We start from the raw sequence: 17,022 nt of genomic DNA, 5'->3' as shown, positions 1-17,022 counted from the left end.
GGAAAGGGCGTTGTTACGGTTCTGTCATTTTTCCCGGGAGGCTGTAACCGAATTGTAACCGCTTTGTAATCAAAAAAGGCGGAATCGGAACCCCTCCGGGGATATAATAAATACAGGGTAAGGGCTCTGGTAAAGCCTCCTCCTGAAAAATCAGTTTTAAAATGGCGTCGGGTCTGATCAGCCCGGAAATCTCTCTCTAATCTGCCTGAAGCGGCTGCGCATGCAGCCGCTTTTTATTTTGTTTTCGCGCCAGCGCGCGGGAAAAAGAGCCAGCCGGGCGACTGGCTCTTTTTCGCTTATTTGCGGAAATTTTCATAGATCAGCCGCAGCCCGTCGAGTGTGAGGGTGCGGTCGATCGCGTGGAAGACGCCCGTTTCATCCCCGATCAGCCGCGCGAGACCGCCGGTCGCGACGACCTTTACGTCGTCGCCCAGCTCCGCCTTCATCCGCGACACGATGCTGCTCACCGCGCCCACATAGCCGTATACCGCGCCAGCCTGGAGGCTTGCCACGGTGTTGCGCCCGATGACACGCCCCGGCGCAACCAGCTCGACGCGGGGGAGCTTGGCGGTCTTGGTGAACAGCGCCTCCATCGAGATGCGGATGCCGGGGAAGATCGCGCCGCCGAGGTAGGCGCCCCGCGCGTCGACCGCGTCGAAGGTGGTCGCGGTGCCGAAATCGACCACGATCAACGGGCCGCCGTACTTGTGGAAGCCGCCGACCGCCGCGACCAGCCGGTCCGCGCCGACCTCCTTCGGCTGCTCGTAGCGGTTCTCGATTTGAAAGGGGAGGTTGTCCCCCGCCACGAGCGGGACTTTGCCGTAGAAGTATTTTTTGACCGCGTTGCTGATTGAATACATCACCTGCGGCACGACCGAGGTGATGACCACGTCCTCGATTTCCCTGCGGTCAAAGCCGTTTTCACGGAAAAACTGGGAGGTGAAGAGCCCCACCTCGTCGGAGGTGATGTCCCGGTTGGTCCCCAGCCGGAATGAGCCCGCGAGCCGCTCCCCGTCGAATATGCCGAATTCCATGTTGGTGTTTCCGATATCAATTGCAAGCAGCATCCTGTTTCCTCCGTCCTCCGGGCGCGCCCGGCGTAAAGACGGCGGCCGAGCCGTCTTTTCTCAAACCAGTATAAGGCAGGGGAGAGCGTTCGTCAACGAAAACTTTTTGCCCCGCGCGGGAAGAATTTATGCAAAGGTTCTTGACGTTTTTCGTGCGGGATGCTATACTATTTAGGCATCAGCTGCTAGTATGGCTCAGTTGGTAGAGCAGCGCATTCGTAATGCGCAGGCCGTCGGTTCGAGTCCGACTACTAGCTCCAGGAAAACCCGCAAGGCAAGACGCCTTGCGGGTTTTCTGCCTTTTCGTTCCCTCTCCGCGGGGCTGGATTTGTCGTTCGTTTGTCGTTCATCTCCGCCGAAGCTCACGCCGCGCAGCCCTGCGCGATAAACCGGGACAGGAACCCATTGCCAAACACTGTTATCGGCCCCGGACGGCAACCCGCCGTCCGGGGCCTTTTTCAGCGGATTTTTCGGGGGAACCCCGGCCCGGGCCGGTGGCAGGGATGATTTCCCAGTACCGGAAAATGTCGAAAAAGGGGTTGACAAACGCCGAAAGTGGTATTATTATAACAATACCACATGAGCTTAATATACATATAAATTTTTATTAATTTAAGATTTAAACACATTATGCACAATATGGATATATCAAAATATGACCATATGGAGGCGGAGAGATGTCCTTTGTATCGACCGGTGAGATGACGCGAAAAGCCCAGCGGGAGGGCTATGCGGTCCCCGCGTTCAACGCGGAGAATCTGGAGATGGCGCAGGCGATTATCCAGGCGGCCAGCCGGGAGGGCTCCCCGGTCATCCTGCAGACCACTCTGCCGACTGCGCGCTACTGGGGGATGGAAGAGGCGGTCGCCGTGACCGCCTCGCTGGCCCAGGAGGCGCCGGTGCCGGTGGCGCTCCATCTCGACCACAGCAATTCCTTCGACGAGGTGATGCGCGCCGCGCGGGCGGGCTACACCTCGCTGATGTTCGACGGGTCGGCGATGCCCTATGAGGAAAACCTCCGCCTGACCGGACGGGTGGTGGAGGCCGTGCGTCCGATGGGCCTCACGGTGGAGGCGGAGCTCGGGCGGGTCGGCGGCAAGGAGGATTCCGCCGCGGCTCCAGAGGCCGCCCTCACCGACCCGGAAGAGGCGCGGGCGTTCGCGGAAGAGACGGGCGTCGGGCTCTTCGCCCCCGCGATCGGCACGGCGCACGGGTTCTACAAGGGGGAGCCGAGGCTGGATTTCGCGCTGCTGGGTGAGATCCGCGGACTGGTTTCCGTCCCGCTCGTCCTGCACGGGGGCTCGGGGCTCCCGGACGGGATGATCCGCCGGGCGATCGGGCTGGGCATCGCGAAAGTCAACTTCGCCACCGAGCTGCGCGCCGCCATGACCGCGGCCGTGTGGGAAACGATGGAGGGGGACCGGGAGGTCATCGACCCCAAAAAATACCTCGGCCGGGGCCGGGAGGCCGTGGAACGGCTGTGCGTCGAAAAAATCCGCCTGTGCGGTTCAAACGGGCGGGCGTAGCGGATCAGGGCAGAGACAGAAGAGAAGGGAGCTTGAATCGGCGTGAATCACAAGGAAACGGGAACCCAGTACAAATATGAGGAGCTCTACGACGCCCTCGTGGAAAAGATGAATTCCGGCTGCTGGAAGCCGCACGACAAGATTTTGCCCGAACGGGAGCTGTGCGCGCAGTACGGGGTCAGCCGTATCACCGTGCGGGACACCCTCAAGCGGCTGGAGGAGGACGGGTACATCTACCGCAAGCAGGGCCGCGGCACCTTTGTGGCGGTGCGGCAGATCGAGCAGAAGCTCACCAAGCTCTACAGCCTGCGGGAGGAGTTCGCCGCCAAGGGGATTCCCCACACCAACCGGATCCTCTCCTTCGAGACCGTCGCGGCGGACGAGGCGCTGGCACGCAGCCTGCTGATCTCGCCCGGGGACCGGGTGTACAAGCTGGTACGCTGCCTCTATGCGCGCAGCCAGCCCTACACGGTGGAGACCTCCTTCATCCCGGCGGCGGTCTATCCCGGCATGACGCGGGAGCTGATCCGGGAGCACGGGCTGTACGGGTCGATGCAGACCTACAACATCATCCCCCAGCGCGCGGTCGAAAAGCTGCGGCTCGTCCAGGTTTCCGCCGAGGACGCGGAGCTGCTCCTCATCAAGCCGAAGGAGAGCGCCATCCAGATCGAGCGGACGACCTTCAGCGGGGAGCGGTGCATCGAGTATACGATCAATATCATCAAGGGGGATTTTTTCGTCTACACGGTGGAACTGAAGTAACGTTGATCCGGGAGGAACAAAATGAACTATTACCTGAGCGTGGACGGCGGCGGGACCAAGACAGATTTCCTGCTGACCGACCGGGCGGGGCGCCCGGTGGCCCGCCGCAGGCTGGGCGGCTGCACCTACTCCTACATCGGGCAGGAGGGCGTGTGCGAGCTGCTCGAGGAGGGTGCGCGGCTCCTGCTGCGGGACGCGGCGGCCGGGGAGGACGAAGTGGCGTGCGCGGTCTGGGGAATCCCCTGCTACGGGGAGGACCGGGCGTTCGACGGCTATGTGTCCCGGCGGCTCCCCCGCGTCCTGCCCTGCGCGCACAGGCTCTGCAACGACGTCGAGCTGGGGCTCGCCGGTTCGCTGCTGCTGGGGCCGGGGGTGCATGTCGTGGCGGGCACGGGCGCGATCGCGATGGGACGGGATCCCGGCGGGAAAACCGCGCGCGCGAACGGCTGGCACGAATTCTTTTCGGACGAAGGCTCCGCCTACTGGCTCGGACGGCAGGCGCTGGCGCTCTTCGCGCAGCAGGCGGACCTCCGCAGGGAACGCGGGCCGCTCTACGAGCTGCTCCGGGCCGAGTGGGGGCTGGAATCGGATTACGAGGTGATCCGCTATTACCGCGAAAACCTGGAGAACCGGCGGGAACGGATCGCGGCGGTGCAGAAGCTGCTCTGCCGCGCCGCCGAGGCCGGGGACCGGGACGCCGCGCGGCTCTACGAACAGGCGGCGCGGGCCCTCGCGCGGACGGCCGGCGGCGTGCTGCGGCAGCTGGATTTCCCGGAGGGGGAGCCGGTGCGCGTCTCCTACTACGGCGGCGTCTACCGGGCGGGAGCGCGGATCCTCGCGCCGTTCGGGCGGCTGCTCGGAGAAATGGGCGCGGTCCTCACGCCGCCGGCGCTGCCGCCGCTGTGCGGGGGCGTGCTGCTGGCCGCGCAGGCGGACGGGCGCGATGATCCCGCGGAGATCGCGGAGACCCTCAAGAGCTTTGAAGAAATGGAGCGGAAATGATGTTTACAATCGAACAGGAAATCTTTTCGCAGGACCGCGCCCTCGGGCGGACGGCGCGGTATTTGCAGGAATATGCCGGCGGCATCCGCGCGGCGCTCCGGGAGGACCGGCCGGAAAAGCTCGTCTTTCTGGGCTGCGGCTCGAGCTACATGCTCGCCGCCGGGGCGGCGCACCTCTTCTCCGTGCGGGGCGGGACGCAGGCGGTCGCGCTCGCGGGCGGCGAGGTGATGCTCGCCCCCGGCCGGTACGCCGGGCTCTTTGAGGGGGCGCTTGTGCTCCCGCTCTCCCGCTCGGGGGAGACGAGCGAGGTGCTGCTCGCGCTGGAGCGGATGAAGCAGCGGGCGCGCTTCCGGACGCTGGGGATCACCATGAAGGCAGACAGCAGCCTGCGCGGGCGGACCGACCTGCTGCTCGAGCTGCCCTGGGCGTTCGACGAGAGCGTCTGCCAGACGCGCACCGTCACCAACCTCTACGCGGCCCTGCTGGAGCTCTTCACGGTGTACAGCGGCGACGAAAGCCTCCGGGAGAGCCTTGGGCGGGCGGTCGAGGGCCAGGGGGCGTGGATTTCCGGCCACAGCGGCGACTGCCAGCGGATCGCCTCCGTCGGCTGGGACAACGTCACGGTCCTGGCGGACGGCGAACTCTGCGGGATCGCCAAGGAGGGCGCGCTCGCCTTCACCGAGGTCTGTATGCTGCGGGGGGAATACTTCCGCCTGCTCGACTACCGGCACGGCCCGATCGTCGTGGCGGACGGCAAAAAGCTCGTCATCGCCGCGATGGGACCGTGGGAGGAGAGCTACCAGAAGCAGATGGTGGCGGATATCCGCAAACGCGGCGCCGCCGTGGCCGCGCTGGGCGCGCAGGAGGAGAACATCTGGGGCGCGGACTTCTATTTCCCCGTGCGGGGGATCGCGGACTACGCCGCGTGGGGCCTGCCATTCATCGCGCTCTGCCAGATGATCGCCTTCTATAAGGCGGTGGAACGGGGCCACAACCCCGACATGCCCGACGGGCTGGATCCCTATATTTCGCTGGACTAGGCCGTGTGAAACGGCGCGGCGCTTGTGGAAGAGAGGAAGCCGATGAGAAAGTATGTACAGCTCTATCTGGGCGGGCCCGGGGGACGGGCGGTTTCGGAGGAGGCCATGCGCGCGGCGCTGGACCCGATGGAACGCGCGGAGTCGTTTGCCGGCGTGATCGCCGGCTGGACCGTCCGGCCGGAGCCCTATCGGTGGCTGCGCCGTTTCACACGGGAGCGGGGGCTGAAGCTCTATCTCTGGCTCCCGGTCCTCTCGGAGTTCGGGGAGCTGCGCCCCTTTCGGGGCGTCGAGGGGTTCGGCGGAAAGCCGCTCAGCGGCGCGCGCTTCGACGGCGACGAGACGTTCGATTTCTGCTGTCCCACCCGGCGGGACACCGGGCGGTTCCTGCTGGAAATCTATGAGGAACGGTTCGCTTGGGCGGAGTTCGACGGGGTGTTCCTCGACCGCATCCGCTTTCCTGCCCCCTCGGCGGGGCCGCAGGCGCTCTTTTCCTGCCTCTGCCCCGCCTGCCGGGAGGCTTACGGGGCGGCGGGGCTGACGGAGGAGATGCTGCGTGCGTGCCGCGACCGCCTACGGGCGGAGGAAAAGCCGCTCGGGATCGAAAGCCGCCGGGAGGGGCGCTACCGCTTTGCCGACCCGGCGTTCGCGGCCTATCTCGACTGCCGCGCCGGACTGATCACCGCCCTCGCGGGGCGGCTGGCCGACTGGTTCCACGAGCGTGGGCTCGCGGTCGGACTCGACCTCTTTTCGCCGCTGCTCGCGCCCTTTGTGGGGCAGGACTACGGGGCACTCTCCAAGAAGGCGGACTTTGTGAAGCCGATGCTCTACCGCTATACCGACACGCCCGCCGGGATCTTCTACGAGCTGCGGGGGATCGCCCGCGCGTTCGCGCCCGAAGGACGGGAGGAGGCCTACTTCCGCGCGCTCTGCGAAGCGGCGGGGGCGCGGCCCGAAGAGGGCGGCGGGGCGTGCTATTCCGCCGAGCTCGCGGCGGCGCGGGCGCTCTGCGCCTGCGAGGTGCTCGCGGGGATGGAGCTGCACACGGTCCCCGGGAGGCCGCCCGTCACGGCCGGCCAGGTCGGGGACAGCGTGAGGCGCGCGGCGCGCGGCGGCGCGGCGGGCGCGGTGGCCTCGTGGAACCTGCTGGCCGCGCCGGAGGAGACGGTCCGCGCCTTCGCGGAGATGCCAAAGGAGAAATGACCATGAAGCATACACTGGAATTCCGGGAAATCTGCAAATCCTTCGCGGGCGTCCGGGTGCTCGACCGGGTGAGTTTTTCCGTGGAGGGGGGCGAGGTGCTCGCGCTCGTGGGGGAGAACGGCGCCGGAAAGTCCACCCTGCTGAAAATCCTCAACGGCGACTACCAGCAGACGTCCGGAAGCTACCTGCTCGACGGGCAGGAGCGGCATTTTTCCAGCCCGCAGGAGGCGATCGCCGCCGGCATCGGGCTGATCTACCAGGAACGCCAGATGTTCCCCGACCTGAGCGTGGCGGAGAACATCTTTGTCGGCAACCTGCCCATCAGGGGCGGGCGGGTCGACTTTCCCGCCCTCAACCGGATGGCGCGGGAGCTGATCGCGGAATTCGGGCTGCCGCTGCGCCCGGGGGACAAGGTCCGGGACCTTTCGGTGGCGATGCAGCAGATGGTGGAGATCATGAAGGCCTACTCCCGGCGGCCCAAGGTGCTCGCCTTTGACGAGCCGACCGCCTGCCTTTCGGACAAGGAGGCGCAGGTGCTCTTCACGCTGATTGACCGGCTGCGGGAAAAGGGGCTCATCGTCATCTACGTCTCCCACCGCATGAACGAGATCTTCCGGCTCGCAAGCAAGATCGTCGTGCTCAAGGACGGGGAGTTCATCGCGGAGCACCGGGCCGCCGACACCGACGAAAACCGCCTGGTGAGCGAAATGGTCGGCCGTCCGGTGGGCGGCATGTTCAGCGGGCTCGTGCGCGCCGAACCGTCGGGGGAGGAGATCCTCCGGGTGCGGGGGCTCACCGGCAGGGGCTTTGCCGACGTCGGCTTCTCGCTGCGGCGGGGGGAGATCCTCGGGTTCTTCGGGCTTGTGGGCGCGGGGCGCACCGAGGTGATGCTCGCGCTCTTCGGGGCGGTCCCGGCCGAGGCGGGCGAGATCGAGCTGCGGGGGAAGCCCTGCCGCATCCGCCGCACGCGCGACGCGATCGACCAGAAGATCGCCTACTGCCCCGAGGACCGCAAGCAGCAGGGGATCCTCCCGCTGCGGCCGGTGAGGGACAACATCAGCGTCGTGGTGCTCCGCGGGCTGTGCAGGGGGCCGTTCATCAGCAGCCGGCGGGAAAACGCCTTTGCGAGGGACTATGTGGAGGAGTTCCGGATCAAGACCTCCTCGATTGAAAAGCCGATCTACCAGCTCAGCGGCGGCAACCAGCAGAAGGCGCTGCTCGCCCGCTGGCTCTCCGCCAAGCCGGAGATCCTCATCCTCGACGAGCCGACCAAGGGCATCGACGTGGGGGCGAAGGCGGAGATTTACCGGATGATCTGCGACGTCGCGGCGCAGGGGGTGGCGGTGATCCTCGTCTCCTCCGAGCTGCCCGAGATCATCGGCCTGAGCGACCGCATCGTCGTGATGCGCAACCAGCGGGTGGCCGGGGAGCTCGACGGGCGCACCGCCACCGAGGAGCAGGTGCTGCGGTACGCAATGCTGGATAACAGGGAGGGAACCACTTGAAAGAGTCGAAACTGCGGGAGATGAGCAGGCGGGCGCTGTCCTCCAATCTGCTGGGGCTGTTCGTCGTCCTCATCCTGATGTGCGTCGTCTTTACCATTCTGAAGCCCGGTTTTCTCACCGGGAAAAACCTGCTGAACATCCTGACCGCCGCGTCGCTGAGCGGGCTGATCGCCATCGGCGAATCCTACCTCATCATAGCGGGCCAGATCGACCTTTCCCCCGGCGCGATCGCGGCGTTCGCGGGCGTCTTTTCCGCGCTGCTCGCCCAGCGGGGGATGCCGATCCTGCTGATCATCCTGATCACGGTGGCGGTGGGCGCGCTCTTCGGCGCGGTCAGCGCCTTCCAGGTGAACGCGCTGAAGATCCAGCCGTTCATCGCGACCCTCGCGGTCATGTCGATCGCGCGCGGGCTGGCCTACATCATCTGCGCGGGCAAGCCCGTCTTCATCAGCCACAACACCTATATCAAAATCGGCATCACCCGCATATTGGGGATCCCGCTGCCGGTGATCATCCTCGTGGTGATGTTCCTCGTCTGGGGCGTCGCGCTTTCCAAGACCCGCTTCGGCCGCAACGTCTACGCGGTGGGCGGGAACCCGGCCGCCGCCCGGCTGGCGGGCATCAACGCCGACGCGGTCAAGCGCGGGCTGTTCATCCTCTCCTCCTGCCTCGCGTCGCTGGGGGGGATCATCCTGGCCTCCCGCATGAACACCGGGCAGCCGGGCGCGGCGAGCGACGTCGACTTCGACGCGATCACCGCCTCGGTGCTGGGCGGCATCGCGATGACCGGCGGGACCGGCTCGCTCAGCGGGACCTTTTTGGGGGTGCTGATTCTCCAGGGGTTCAACAACGGCCTGCTGCTGCTCAACGTCTCCACCTTCTGGCAGGACGTTGCGCGCGGCCTGCTGATGATGTTTGCACTGACCTTCGACTTCTATAGAAAGCAGCGAAGGGAGGGGTAGCCCCATCCGATGTTCCCGCGAGGGATGACGATCAGATTCGTATTTTAAAACCCGATGTGGAAAGGAGAACGTAATGAAAAGAAAGCTCACCACACTGCTCTTGACCCTCCTGATGGTGCTCGCCCTGCCGGCATGCTCGTCCGCGCAGCCCGAACCGGCCGCTCCCGAGGCCCCGCCCGCCAGCGCGGCTGACCCGGCCGGGGAAACCCCCGCGCCCGCCGAGACGCCCGCTTCCGGGGAGAAAATCAAGATCGCCGCAATCTACCGCGACATGACCCAGTCCTGGTTCATCCAGGAGGCGGCCGCCGCGACCGCCACGGCCGAGGAGCTCGGCATGGAGCCGCTCATCGTGGGCGATTCGAAGGAGGACCCCTCCGTCTACGTCAACGTGCTGGACAACGTCCTCTCGCAGGACATCCAAGGGCTTATCGTCAACATCTGCGACCAGCAGCTGAGCAAGATGACCGTGGACAAGTGCGCCGAGGCGGGCATCCCCGTCGTGGCGGTCGACGTCCCGCTCATCGACGACGCGGGCAACTACCTCGCGCCCGCCATCGAGCTCGACTCCTACCTCTCTGGCAAGACGATGGGTGAATGGCTGGCCGACTACATCGGCAAAAACGAGCTGATGACCGAGCCGGAGACCACCGGCATGATGATCCTCGCGATGGAGAAGGTCACAAGCTGTGTGCCGCGCTCCGACGGGCAGTACGACGCCTTCAAGGCGGCGTTCCCCGAGTTCCCCGAGGGGAACATCATCCGCATCGACTATGGCGGCGGCTCGTCCGACGAGGGCTACAACGCGGCCGCGGCCACCATCACCGCCAACCCCCAGATCAAGCGCTGGTTTGTGACCGCGGCCAACGACGAGGGCGCGCAGGGCGCGACCCGCGCGCTCGAGCAGGCGGGCCTCGACAAGGACGCCGTCGTGATCGGCCTGGGCGGCTACCACGCGAAGGACGAGTTCCGCAAGGACTACTCCTGCTTCATCGCCTCCGCCTACATCCAGGCGTCGGTGCCCGGACAGGAGTCGGTGAAGGCGCTCTACGAGAAGATCGCCAACGGCACGCCCATCTTTGAGGAGTACAAGACGGATAAGGCCTACGGCGTCTATCCGTTCAGCGCAGTCATGGTGACGGCGGAAAACTTTGAAGAGATCATGGGCGAGGACGCAAAATAACGCGACGCCCCCAAAAAAAGGAGGGCCCGCGGGGACAGACCGTCCCCGCGGGCCCTCCTTTTTGCCCGGTCCGCTCAGGAGTCGCCGAAGAGCTCCTCCTCGACGGCGGCGCAGAGCGCGTGGTAGATGGGAAGGTGCAGCTCCTGCACCTTGAAGGTCTCGGATTCGTCCACGCAGACGGCGACGTCGGCCAGCGCGGCGTTCTGCCGGTTGCGGCCGCCCATCAGCAGGATGGAGGGGATGCCGACGGCCTTCGCCGTGCGCAGGGCGTGGAGCACGTTGACCGACGCCCCCGAGGTCGTGATGCCAAGCAGCAGGTCGCCGGGGCGCGCGTAGGAGAAGACCTGCTGGGCGAAGGCCATGTCGGGCGCGACGTCGTTGCCGTAGGCGGTGACCAGCCCGCTCTGGCTGACCAGGGAGATCGCGGGCAGGCCCTGCTGGAGGTGCCCCACGAGGTAGGCGCTTTCGCTCCCGAGCGCCTCCTCGAACCGCCGGCTCTGCGCCGCGGTCAGGGCGCGGGGAAGGAGGAACCCCTTCATAAGCTCGCCGACGATATGCTCGCTGTCGGCCGCGCTGCCGCCGTTGCCGCAGACGAGCAGCTTGCCGCCCGACGTGAAGCAGCCGTGCAGCAGCGTGAAGGCGCCGAGGACCTCCCGCTCGCAGCAGGAGAGGGGATAGCGGGCGAAGAGGGTGTCGAGGATCTGCCTGGTGCTGTCTTTCAAGATGGCTCCGCTCCTTTATGTTAAACTACTTTTATATATATAGTATACAAAAGTTTGTGGATTGTCAACGGGAAACGGCAAAAAGAATTGTAATTCTATCCATAAATCCTGAAAATATGTTGACTGTCCGTTGGGAGTATGCTAAAACTAGAAACATAAGTAAAGCATATTTACAAAAATGGTTACGAATCCAACGGTCCGATCTTATGATGGTTCAGGATGCCCACCGCGAACCGCGGCGGGCATATGAAATAAGTATGTAAAAGGAGCGTAAAAGGATGAAAAAGATGAAAAAGCTGTTGGCAGTCATGTTGGCGCTGGCCCTGATGGCGGGCCTCGCGGCCTGCGGAGGGAGCCCGGCCCCCGCCCCCGCCGCCTCCACCGGAGACGCGGCGGCCCCTGCCGCGAGCGCGGCCCCCGCCGAGGAGCCCGCGAAGGCCCTGAAGATCGGCGTATCCCTCGACACGATCGACTCGGACTTCTGGGTCTCCACAATCGACAACATGAACGAGGCCGCCGCGGCGGCGGGCGCCGAAGTGGTGCAGCGCCTCTGCGAGGGCGACGCGAACAAGCAGAACCAGCAGATCGAGGACCTGATCGCGCAGGGCTGCGACGCGATCCTCTGCGGCGCGCGCGACGGCGGCGCCATCGTGGCGGCCGTCAAGAAGTGCAACGAGGCGGGCGTGCCGATCATCATGGTCAGCCGCGCGGTGATGGGCGACGAGGCGCTGCCGAGCCTGCAGGTCCTCGTGGACAACATCTCCCTGGCCTCCGGGTCGGTCGAGTGGGTCGCCCAGAAGGCCCAGGAGGAGGGCAAGAAGTACAAGGCGGTTCTGCTCGTCGGCAGCCTCGGCGACCAGAATGCGCTCGAGCGCCAGCAGGGCCACAAGGAGGCCCTGGAGAAATATCCCGACTGCTTCGAGATCGTCGCGGAGATCCCCACCGACTGGAAGGTCGACCAGGCGTACGCGGGACTCCAGAACGCCTTTGAGAAGGACCCGGACATCAACCTGATCATCACCCCGTCCGACGCGATGCTCACCACCATCCAGAGCGTGCTTGAGCCCCTCGGCAAATGGGTGCCGGCTTCCGATCCCAACCATGTGCGCATCGTCACCTTCGACGGCGACTCCACCTTCGCGAAGATGATGGAAGAGGGCTATGTCGACTGCGGCGCGGTCAACGACACGCGGTTCATGGGCGCGGAGAGCATGAACTGGGCGATCAAGCTCGCGAACGGCGAGAAGCCGGCCGAGCTCAACGCCCTCGACCCCGGCATCGTGGCCACGCTGGACAACTGGTCCGACGTGAAGGGCGACATCTGGGGCTACGTGGCCTACTCCTCCAAGTAAGCGCCTCCCGGCCGGGGGAGTCCCCCGGCGCAGACCGGTAAATGTTTTTGCAATCCGTCCGGCGCCGCTCCCGCGCGGCGCGGCGCCGGACGGACGAATATCCGCCAGAGGTTAGGAGAATGGTTATGAGCTTAAAAGAGACGTTTGACAAAAAGCGCGTGGCAGGCCGGCTGCTGGGGTCCCCCATCCTGCTGGTCATCATCGCCATGGCTGTGCTGTCGGCGGCCTTTGTCCCCAACTTCGCAACCCTGTACAACCTCAAGAACCTGCTGCTGCAGACCTGCGATCTCCTGATCATCTCGCTGGGCGTGACTTTCACGGTGCTCAACGGCGGCCTCGACTTCTCCTCCACGTCGGTGCTCGCGCTCTCGAGCGTGGTGGGGGCGTACATCATGGCGCTCTCCCCCCTCAAGGGGACGGGACTTTCCATCCTGCTGGCGATCGTCGTGATGGTCGCCATCGGCGCGGCGGTGGGCGCGATCAACGGGTTCTCCGTCGTGAAGCTGAAGATGCCTTCCTTTATCGTCACCCTTTCGACGCAGCTCTTCTTCAGCGGGATGGCGATCTACTTCACCAGCAAGGTCACCGACAAGGCGTCCATCATGGGGCTGCCCTCCGCCTTTTACCGCATCGGCGGCGAGAAGGCGTTCTTCCTGCCGATCGTCATCGCGGCGGCGGTCTTCCTCGTCTCCCACTGGCTCATGACCCGGACGATCTTCGGCCGGCATGTGCTGCTGGTGGGGACCAACCCGAAATCCTGCCACATCTCGGGCATCAACGTCAAGCGGGTCGTGTTTTTGCTCTTCCTGCTCAGCGGGATCTACGCGGGCGCGGCCAGCGTGGTGCTGACCGCACGCAACCAGGCGGGCATCTCCAGCCTGGGCGACAAGATGTTCATCGACATCATGTCCAGCATCATCATCGGCGGCACGAGCATCTTCGGCGGCTCGGGCGGCGCGAAGCACACCCTCTACGGCGTCATCTTCATCACGATGCTCAGCAATGTGATGAACCTGCTGGGTATGGACTGGTATGTGCTCAGCCTCGTCAAGGGGTTCATCGTGATCATAGCGGCGCTGGCCGATATCCTTTCCAACCGAAGGAAAAACTACGCCGCGGCGGCCGCCTGATGGGCGCCGCGGAATCCAATATAGGAGGTCGTCGGTCTGTGAGCAGTCAACCGCTGTTGCAGCTGGACAATATCCATAAGAGCTTTTACGGCGCGGAAGTCCTCCACGGCGTGAACCTGGATCTCTGCCCCGGGGAAGTGCTGGGGCTCGTGGGGGAGAACGGCGCGGGAAAATCCACGCTGATGTCGATCCTGGGCGGGGTCTACGGGTTCGACTCCGGGACGATGCGCCTCGGCGGGGAAGTCTACACGCCCGCCACCCCAAACGACGCGACCCGCGCGGGCATCGCCTTCATCCGCCAGGAGTTCAGCCTCTTCTCCAACCTGACGGTGGCGGAGAACCTCTTTGTGGACCGCTTCCCCCGCAGGGGGCTGTCGGTCGACAACAAAAAGATGGAGGAGCGCGCGCAGGTCTACATCGACCTGTTCCGCCTGGACATCTCCCCCCGCACCAGGGTGGAGAGCCTGCCCATGGGCGTGCGGCAGATCGTTGAAATCTCCAAGGCGCTCGAAAAGGACGCGAAGATCATCATCTTCGACGAGCCCACCACCTCCCTCTCCCCTAAGGAGAAGGAGGAGCTCTTCGAGGTCATCGGGGGGCTGAAGGCACGGGGCGTCTCGATCATCTACATCTCGCACATCCTCGAGGATGTGATGCGCCTGTGCGACCGCACCACCGTCCTGCGGGACGGCAACTCGGTGGGCACCTTTCAGAACAGCGCGCTGGACAAACGGGAGATCATCCGGCTGATGGTCGGCCGGGAGATGAACCAGGTCTACCCGACGATCGAAAAGGAGATCGGCGAGCCGATCTACGAGGTGCGGGAGTTCGTCCGCAGCGGCAGCAGGTCGCCCGTCTCCCTCGAAATCCGTAGCGGGGAAATCGTGGGCATGTTCGGCCTGATGGGCGCGGGGCGTACCGAGCTGCTGAGCTCCCTCTTCGGCGCCGAACCCTCGGAGGGGGGCGAAATCCTCGTCAGGGGTAAGGCGCTAACTCGTCCCACGCCCACCCGGTGCATCCGTGAGGGGATCGCCTACGTCACCGAAAACCGGCGGCAGGAGGGGCTCATCATGCCCAAGACGATCGAGGAGAACGTCACGATGGTCGTGCTCGACCGGATGACCGGCGCGCTCGGCGTGGTCGACCGGAGCCGGGAGAAAAGGACGGCGCTCGACCTTGTGAAGAAGCTGACCGTCAAGACCTCCGACCCACAGCGGCAGTTCGTCAAGAACCTTTCGGGCGGCAACCAGCAGAAGGTGGTCATCGCCAAATGGGTGGCCAGCGAACCGAAGGTGTTCTTCATGGACGAACCGACGCGCGGCGTCGACGTGGGCGCGAAGTACGAAATCTACACCTATATCAACGAACTGGCCAGGGAGGGCTGCGGGGTGCTGCTCGTCTCCTCCGAGATGGAGGAGGTCATGGGCATCTGCGACCGGATCCTCGTCATGTACCGGGACCGCATCGTCGCGGACATCCCGAAGGCCGCGTTCGACCAGGAACGAATCATCCAATACGCGCTGGAAGGGGGGATCTCGGATGCCGGCTAACCAGACGGCCGCCGCACGGCGGAGCTCCGGGAATTTCCTGGCCCTTGCGACAAAGTACGGGGTCTATGTCATCTTCCTGCTGGTCGTTGTCTATTTCAGCGTCGTCTGCGACAACTTCCTCTCCCTCTCGAACATCCTGAACATCCTCCAGCAGGCCGCGCCGCTCGGCATCGCGGTGCTCGGGATGGTGTTCGTGCTCTCCACCGCCTCCACCGACATCTCGGTGGGGCAGGTGATGTACGTGACGGGCGTCATCTGCGGGCTGGTGCTCGAAAAGTTCCGCGACAACGGGCTGGCCGGAAACGGCTGGGCGATCCTCGTGGTCTGGCTCGTGGGGCTGTGCATCGGCGCTGTGTTCGGCGCCTTCAACGGCCTGCTGGTCGGCAAATTTGGGATCGTCTCCTTCATCGTCACGCTGGCCACCATGAGCATCGCGCGCGGGCTGGGGCTCATCATCTCCCGCTCCAAGGTCTATTACATGAGCGAGTTGTCCCCCTTCTCCCAGAGCGTCGTCGGCCCCATCCGGTTCCCGGTGGTGGTCATCCTGCAACTCGTGATGGTGCTCATCTTCGCCTTCCTCTACCGCAAGACCCCCTTCGGGCGGCACATCGACGCGGTCGGCAACGACGAGGCCGCGGCCAAGAGCGTCGGCATCAACACGGCGCGGGTCAAGTTCCTCGCCTTCCTGCTCTGCGGCATCACGGCGAGCATCGCCGCGCTGCTGCTGGCCGGCCAGGTGGCGAACGTCTATTCGAGCTTCTCCTACGGCAACGAATTCGTCGTGATCTCGGCGGCGGTGCTCGGCGGCACGAGCCTCTTCGGAGGCAAGGGGAACATCATCCCCGGCGCGCTGATCGGCATCGTGCTGATCCAGACGATCATGAACGGGCTGACGATGCTCAACGCGTCCCCCTACTCCTACACCATCGTCAAGGGCCTCATCATCTTCGTCGCGGTCCTGCTCGACAGCGTGAACTACAAAGGCGAGCTGCGCTGAGCGCAGGCAAACATTACACCCGATAAGGAGTCATGGCATGATGGAAAACCTCTATATCGGCATTGAGATCGGCGCGACCAAGCAGCAGGCCGCGCTGGGCACCGCCGACGGCAGGCTGCTGCACACGATCACCGGGAAGATCCCGCTGCCCCGCGGGGCCCAAGACGTGCTCGACTGGCTGTCCGCCAAGGTCCCCGAGCTGCTGCGGATGGAGGAGCGGTTCGGCGGCAGGGTCCGGTCCCTCGCGGCCGGCTTCGGCGGGGAGATCGAAAGCAGCACGGGCAGGACCCTCAATTCGGTGCAGGTGCCCGGCTGGGAGGACTTCCCGCTGCGCGGGTGGCTGGAAGAGACCTTTTCGATGCCGGCGGAAGTCCTCAACGACACCGTCTCGGGCGGTTTCTCCGAGCTCTACCTCGGCAGGGGGAAGGAGGCCGGCAACGTCTTCTACACCAACATCGGCAGCGGCATCGGCGGCGCCTTCTTCATCGACCGGGTCTACTACGACGGCGTCGGCTACGGCGCGGCCTACTTCGGCAACACCTACATCCCCGACTGGCAGTCGCCCGAGCCGGGGGCGATGACCCGGGTGGAGGAGATCTGCTCCGGGCTCGGGATCGAACGGCGGCTGCGCCGGCCGGGATATGTCCCCGCGGGCTCGCGGATCATGGAGATGTGCGGGGGGGACCCGGCGGGGATCAGCTGCCGGATGCTGGAGGACGCGGCCCGCGCGGGGGACCCCTTCGCGCTGGAGGAGGTCGACCGGATCGCGAGGAGTTACAGCATCGGGCTGAGCAACGTCCTCACGCTGATGTCCCCCGAGCTGGTCATCATCGGGGGCGGCGTCGCCAAGATGGGCGGCCTGCTCCTCGACCGGGTGCGCGAATACACCGACCGCATCGCGTTCATCTCCTGCCGCGGGCACTACACGATCGAACAGAGCGTGATGATGGACGACGCGGTCATCGCCGGGGCGGTCTACTGCGCGGGGCACCCCGAACTTATCAGGAAAGGAAGCTGTTGATATTCC

At 65.0% G+C, this 17,022-nt stretch carries 15 protein-coding genes and 1 tRNA gene; 14 read left to right on the top strand and 2 right to left on the bottom strand.

Annotated features, from left to right (window positions below):
- Window positions 1-296: 296 nt before the first annotated feature.
- Window positions 297-1,067, bottom strand: coding sequence for a type III pantothenate kinase (locus C1A13_RS10885; RefSeq protein WP_101551905.1), 771 nt, complete (start codon window positions 1,065-1,067; stop codon window positions 297-299).
- A gap of 184 nt (window positions 1,068-1,251) precedes the next feature.
- Between C1A13_RS10885 and C1A13_RS10880 the strand changes: the two genes are divergently transcribed.
- From C1A13_RS10880 to C1A13_RS10840, 9 genes are all read left to right on the top strand, one after another.
- A tRNA-Thr gene (locus tag C1A13_RS10880) sits at window positions 1,252-1,327 on the top strand.
- A gap of 417 nt (window positions 1,328-1,744) precedes the next feature.
- Window positions 1,745-2,593, top strand: coding sequence for a class II fructose-bisphosphate aldolase (locus C1A13_RS10875; RefSeq protein ID WP_101551903.1), 849 nt, complete (start codon window positions 1,745-1,747; stop codon window positions 2,591-2,593).
- 42 nt (window positions 2,594-2,635) lie between these two features.
- The gene (locus tag C1A13_RS10870; RefSeq protein WP_242970862.1) at window positions 2,636-3,355 is read left to right on the top strand and encodes a GntR family transcriptional regulator; all 720 of its coding nucleotides are present in this window, start codon (window positions 2,636-2,638) and stop codon (window positions 3,353-3,355) included.
- A gap of 21 nt (window positions 3,356-3,376) precedes the next feature.
- Window positions 3,377-4,357: an N-acetylglucosamine kinase gene (locus C1A13_RS10865; RefSeq protein WP_101551901.1), complete on the top strand. Its 981-nt coding sequence runs from the start codon at window positions 3,377-3,379 to the stop codon at window positions 4,355-4,357.
- Entirely contained in the window at window positions 4,357-5,397 is a 1,041-nt protein-coding gene (locus C1A13_RS10860; protein WP_172439258.1) for an SIS domain-containing protein, read from the top strand. Before C1A13_RS10865 ends, C1A13_RS10860 begins: the two co-directional genes overlap by 1 nt.
- A gap of 42 nt (window positions 5,398-5,439) precedes the next feature.
- Window positions 5,440-6,597, top strand: a complete 1,158-nt coding sequence (locus tag C1A13_RS10855; RefSeq protein WP_101551897.1) for a hypothetical protein — start codon at window positions 5,440-5,442, stop codon at window positions 6,595-6,597.
- Window positions 6,598-6,599: 2 nt separating this feature from the next.
- Window positions 6,600-8,102 (top strand): sugar ABC transporter ATP-binding protein, encoded by a 1,503-nt coding sequence (locus C1A13_RS10850; protein WP_101551895.1) that lies wholly within the window; start codon window positions 6,600-6,602, stop codon window positions 8,100-8,102.
- Entirely contained in the window at window positions 8,099-9,064 is a 966-nt protein-coding gene (locus C1A13_RS10845) for an ABC transporter permease (protein ID WP_207654190.1), read from the top strand. Before C1A13_RS10850 ends, C1A13_RS10845 begins: the two co-directional genes overlap by 4 nt.
- A gap of 73 nt (window positions 9,065-9,137) precedes the next feature.
- Window positions 9,138-10,244 (top strand): substrate-binding domain-containing protein, encoded by a 1,107-nt coding sequence (locus C1A13_RS10840; RefSeq protein ID WP_101551893.1) that lies wholly within the window; start codon window positions 9,138-9,140, stop codon window positions 10,242-10,244.
- Between the two features lie 74 nt (window positions 10,245-10,318).
- On the opposite strand, the gene C1A13_RS10835 is transcribed toward C1A13_RS10840, so the two are convergent.
- On the bottom strand, window positions 10,319-10,966 hold the full coding sequence (locus tag C1A13_RS10835; protein ID WP_207654189.1) for a D-sedoheptulose-7-phosphate isomerase: 648 nt from the start codon (window positions 10,964-10,966) through the stop codon (window positions 10,319-10,321).
- A 278-nt stretch (window positions 10,967-11,244) separates the two neighbouring features.
- Between C1A13_RS10835 and C1A13_RS10830 the strand changes: the two genes are divergently transcribed.
- From C1A13_RS10830 to C1A13_RS10810, 5 genes are all read left to right on the top strand, one after another.
- Window positions 11,245-12,318 carry a sugar ABC transporter substrate-binding protein gene (locus C1A13_RS10830; RefSeq protein ID WP_101551889.1) on the top strand — a complete coding sequence of 358 codons (1,074 nt, stop codon included), beginning with the start codon at window positions 11,245-11,247 and terminating at the stop codon, window positions 12,316-12,318.
- Window positions 12,319-12,443: 125 nt separating this feature from the next.
- On the top strand, window positions 12,444-13,448 hold the full coding sequence (locus C1A13_RS10825) for an ABC transporter permease (protein WP_172439257.1): 1,005 nt from the start codon (window positions 12,444-12,446) through the stop codon (window positions 13,446-13,448).
- 38 nt (window positions 13,449-13,486) lie between these two features.
- Window positions 13,487-14,998: a sugar ABC transporter ATP-binding protein gene (locus C1A13_RS10820; protein WP_172439256.1), complete on the top strand. Its 1,512-nt coding sequence runs from the start codon at window positions 13,487-13,489 to the stop codon at window positions 14,996-14,998.
- Complete coding sequence (locus C1A13_RS10815; protein WP_101551883.1) at window positions 14,988-15,995, top strand: ABC transporter permease; 1,008 nt, start codon at window positions 14,988-14,990, stop codon at window positions 15,993-15,995. The genes C1A13_RS10820 and C1A13_RS10815 overlap by 11 nt, the downstream gene beginning before the upstream one ends.
- Window positions 15,996-16,035: 40 nt before the next feature.
- The gene (locus C1A13_RS10810; RefSeq protein ID WP_101553257.1) at window positions 16,036-17,016 is read left to right on the top strand and encodes an ROK family protein; all 981 of its coding nucleotides are present in this window, start codon (window positions 16,036-16,038) and stop codon (window positions 17,014-17,016) included.
- The last annotated feature ends 6 nt before the right edge of the window (window positions 17,017-17,022 follow it).

This window comes from Anaerotruncus massiliensis (ex Togo et al. 2026) (assembly GCF_900199635.1).
GTDB classification, from domain to species: domain Bacteria; phylum Bacillota; class Clostridia; order Oscillospirales; family Ruminococcaceae; genus Anaerotruncus; species Anaerotruncus massiliensis.
The sequence above is the reverse complement of the archived record's forward strand: the minus strand, read 5'-3'. Positions and strand labels throughout refer to the sequence as shown.

Excerpts from the sequence above, each read along its gene's own strand:
- C1A13_RS10885 (WP_101551905.1), bottom strand. The coding sequence starts at position 1,067 with ATGCTGCTTGCAATTGATATCGGAAACACCAACATGGAATTCGGCATA.
- C1A13_RS10875 (WP_101551903.1), top strand. The coding sequence starts at position 1,745 with ATGTCCTTTGTATCGACCGGTGAGATGACGCGAAAAGCCCAGCGGGAG.
- C1A13_RS10865 (WP_101551901.1), top strand. The coding sequence starts at position 3,377 with ATGAACTATTACCTGAGCGTGGACGGCGGCGGGACCAAGACAGATTTC.
- C1A13_RS10860 (WP_172439258.1), top strand. The coding sequence starts at position 4,357 with ATGTTTACAATCGAACAGGAAATCTTTTCGCAGGACCGCGCCCTCGGG.
- C1A13_RS10855 (WP_101551897.1), top strand. The coding sequence starts at position 5,440 with ATGAGAAAGTATGTACAGCTCTATCTGGGCGGGCCCGGGGGACGGGCG.
- C1A13_RS10850 (WP_101551895.1), top strand. The coding sequence starts at position 6,600 with ATGAAGCATACACTGGAATTCCGGGAAATCTGCAAATCCTTCGCGGGC.
- C1A13_RS10840 (WP_101551893.1), top strand. The coding sequence starts at position 9,138 with ATGAAAAGAAAGCTCACCACACTGCTCTTGACCCTCCTGATGGTGCTC.
- C1A13_RS10830 (WP_101551889.1), top strand. The coding sequence starts at position 11,245 with ATGAAAAAGATGAAAAAGCTGTTGGCAGTCATGTTGGCGCTGGCCCTG.
- C1A13_RS10825 (WP_172439257.1), top strand. The coding sequence starts at position 12,444 with ATGAGCTTAAAAGAGACGTTTGACAAAAAGCGCGTGGCAGGCCGGCTG.
- C1A13_RS10815 (WP_101551883.1), top strand. The coding sequence starts at position 14,988 with ATGCCGGCTAACCAGACGGCCGCCGCACGGCGGAGCTCCGGGAATTTC.
- C1A13_RS10810 (WP_101553257.1), top strand. The coding sequence starts at position 16,036 with ATGGAAAACCTCTATATCGGCATTGAGATCGGCGCGACCAAGCAGCAG.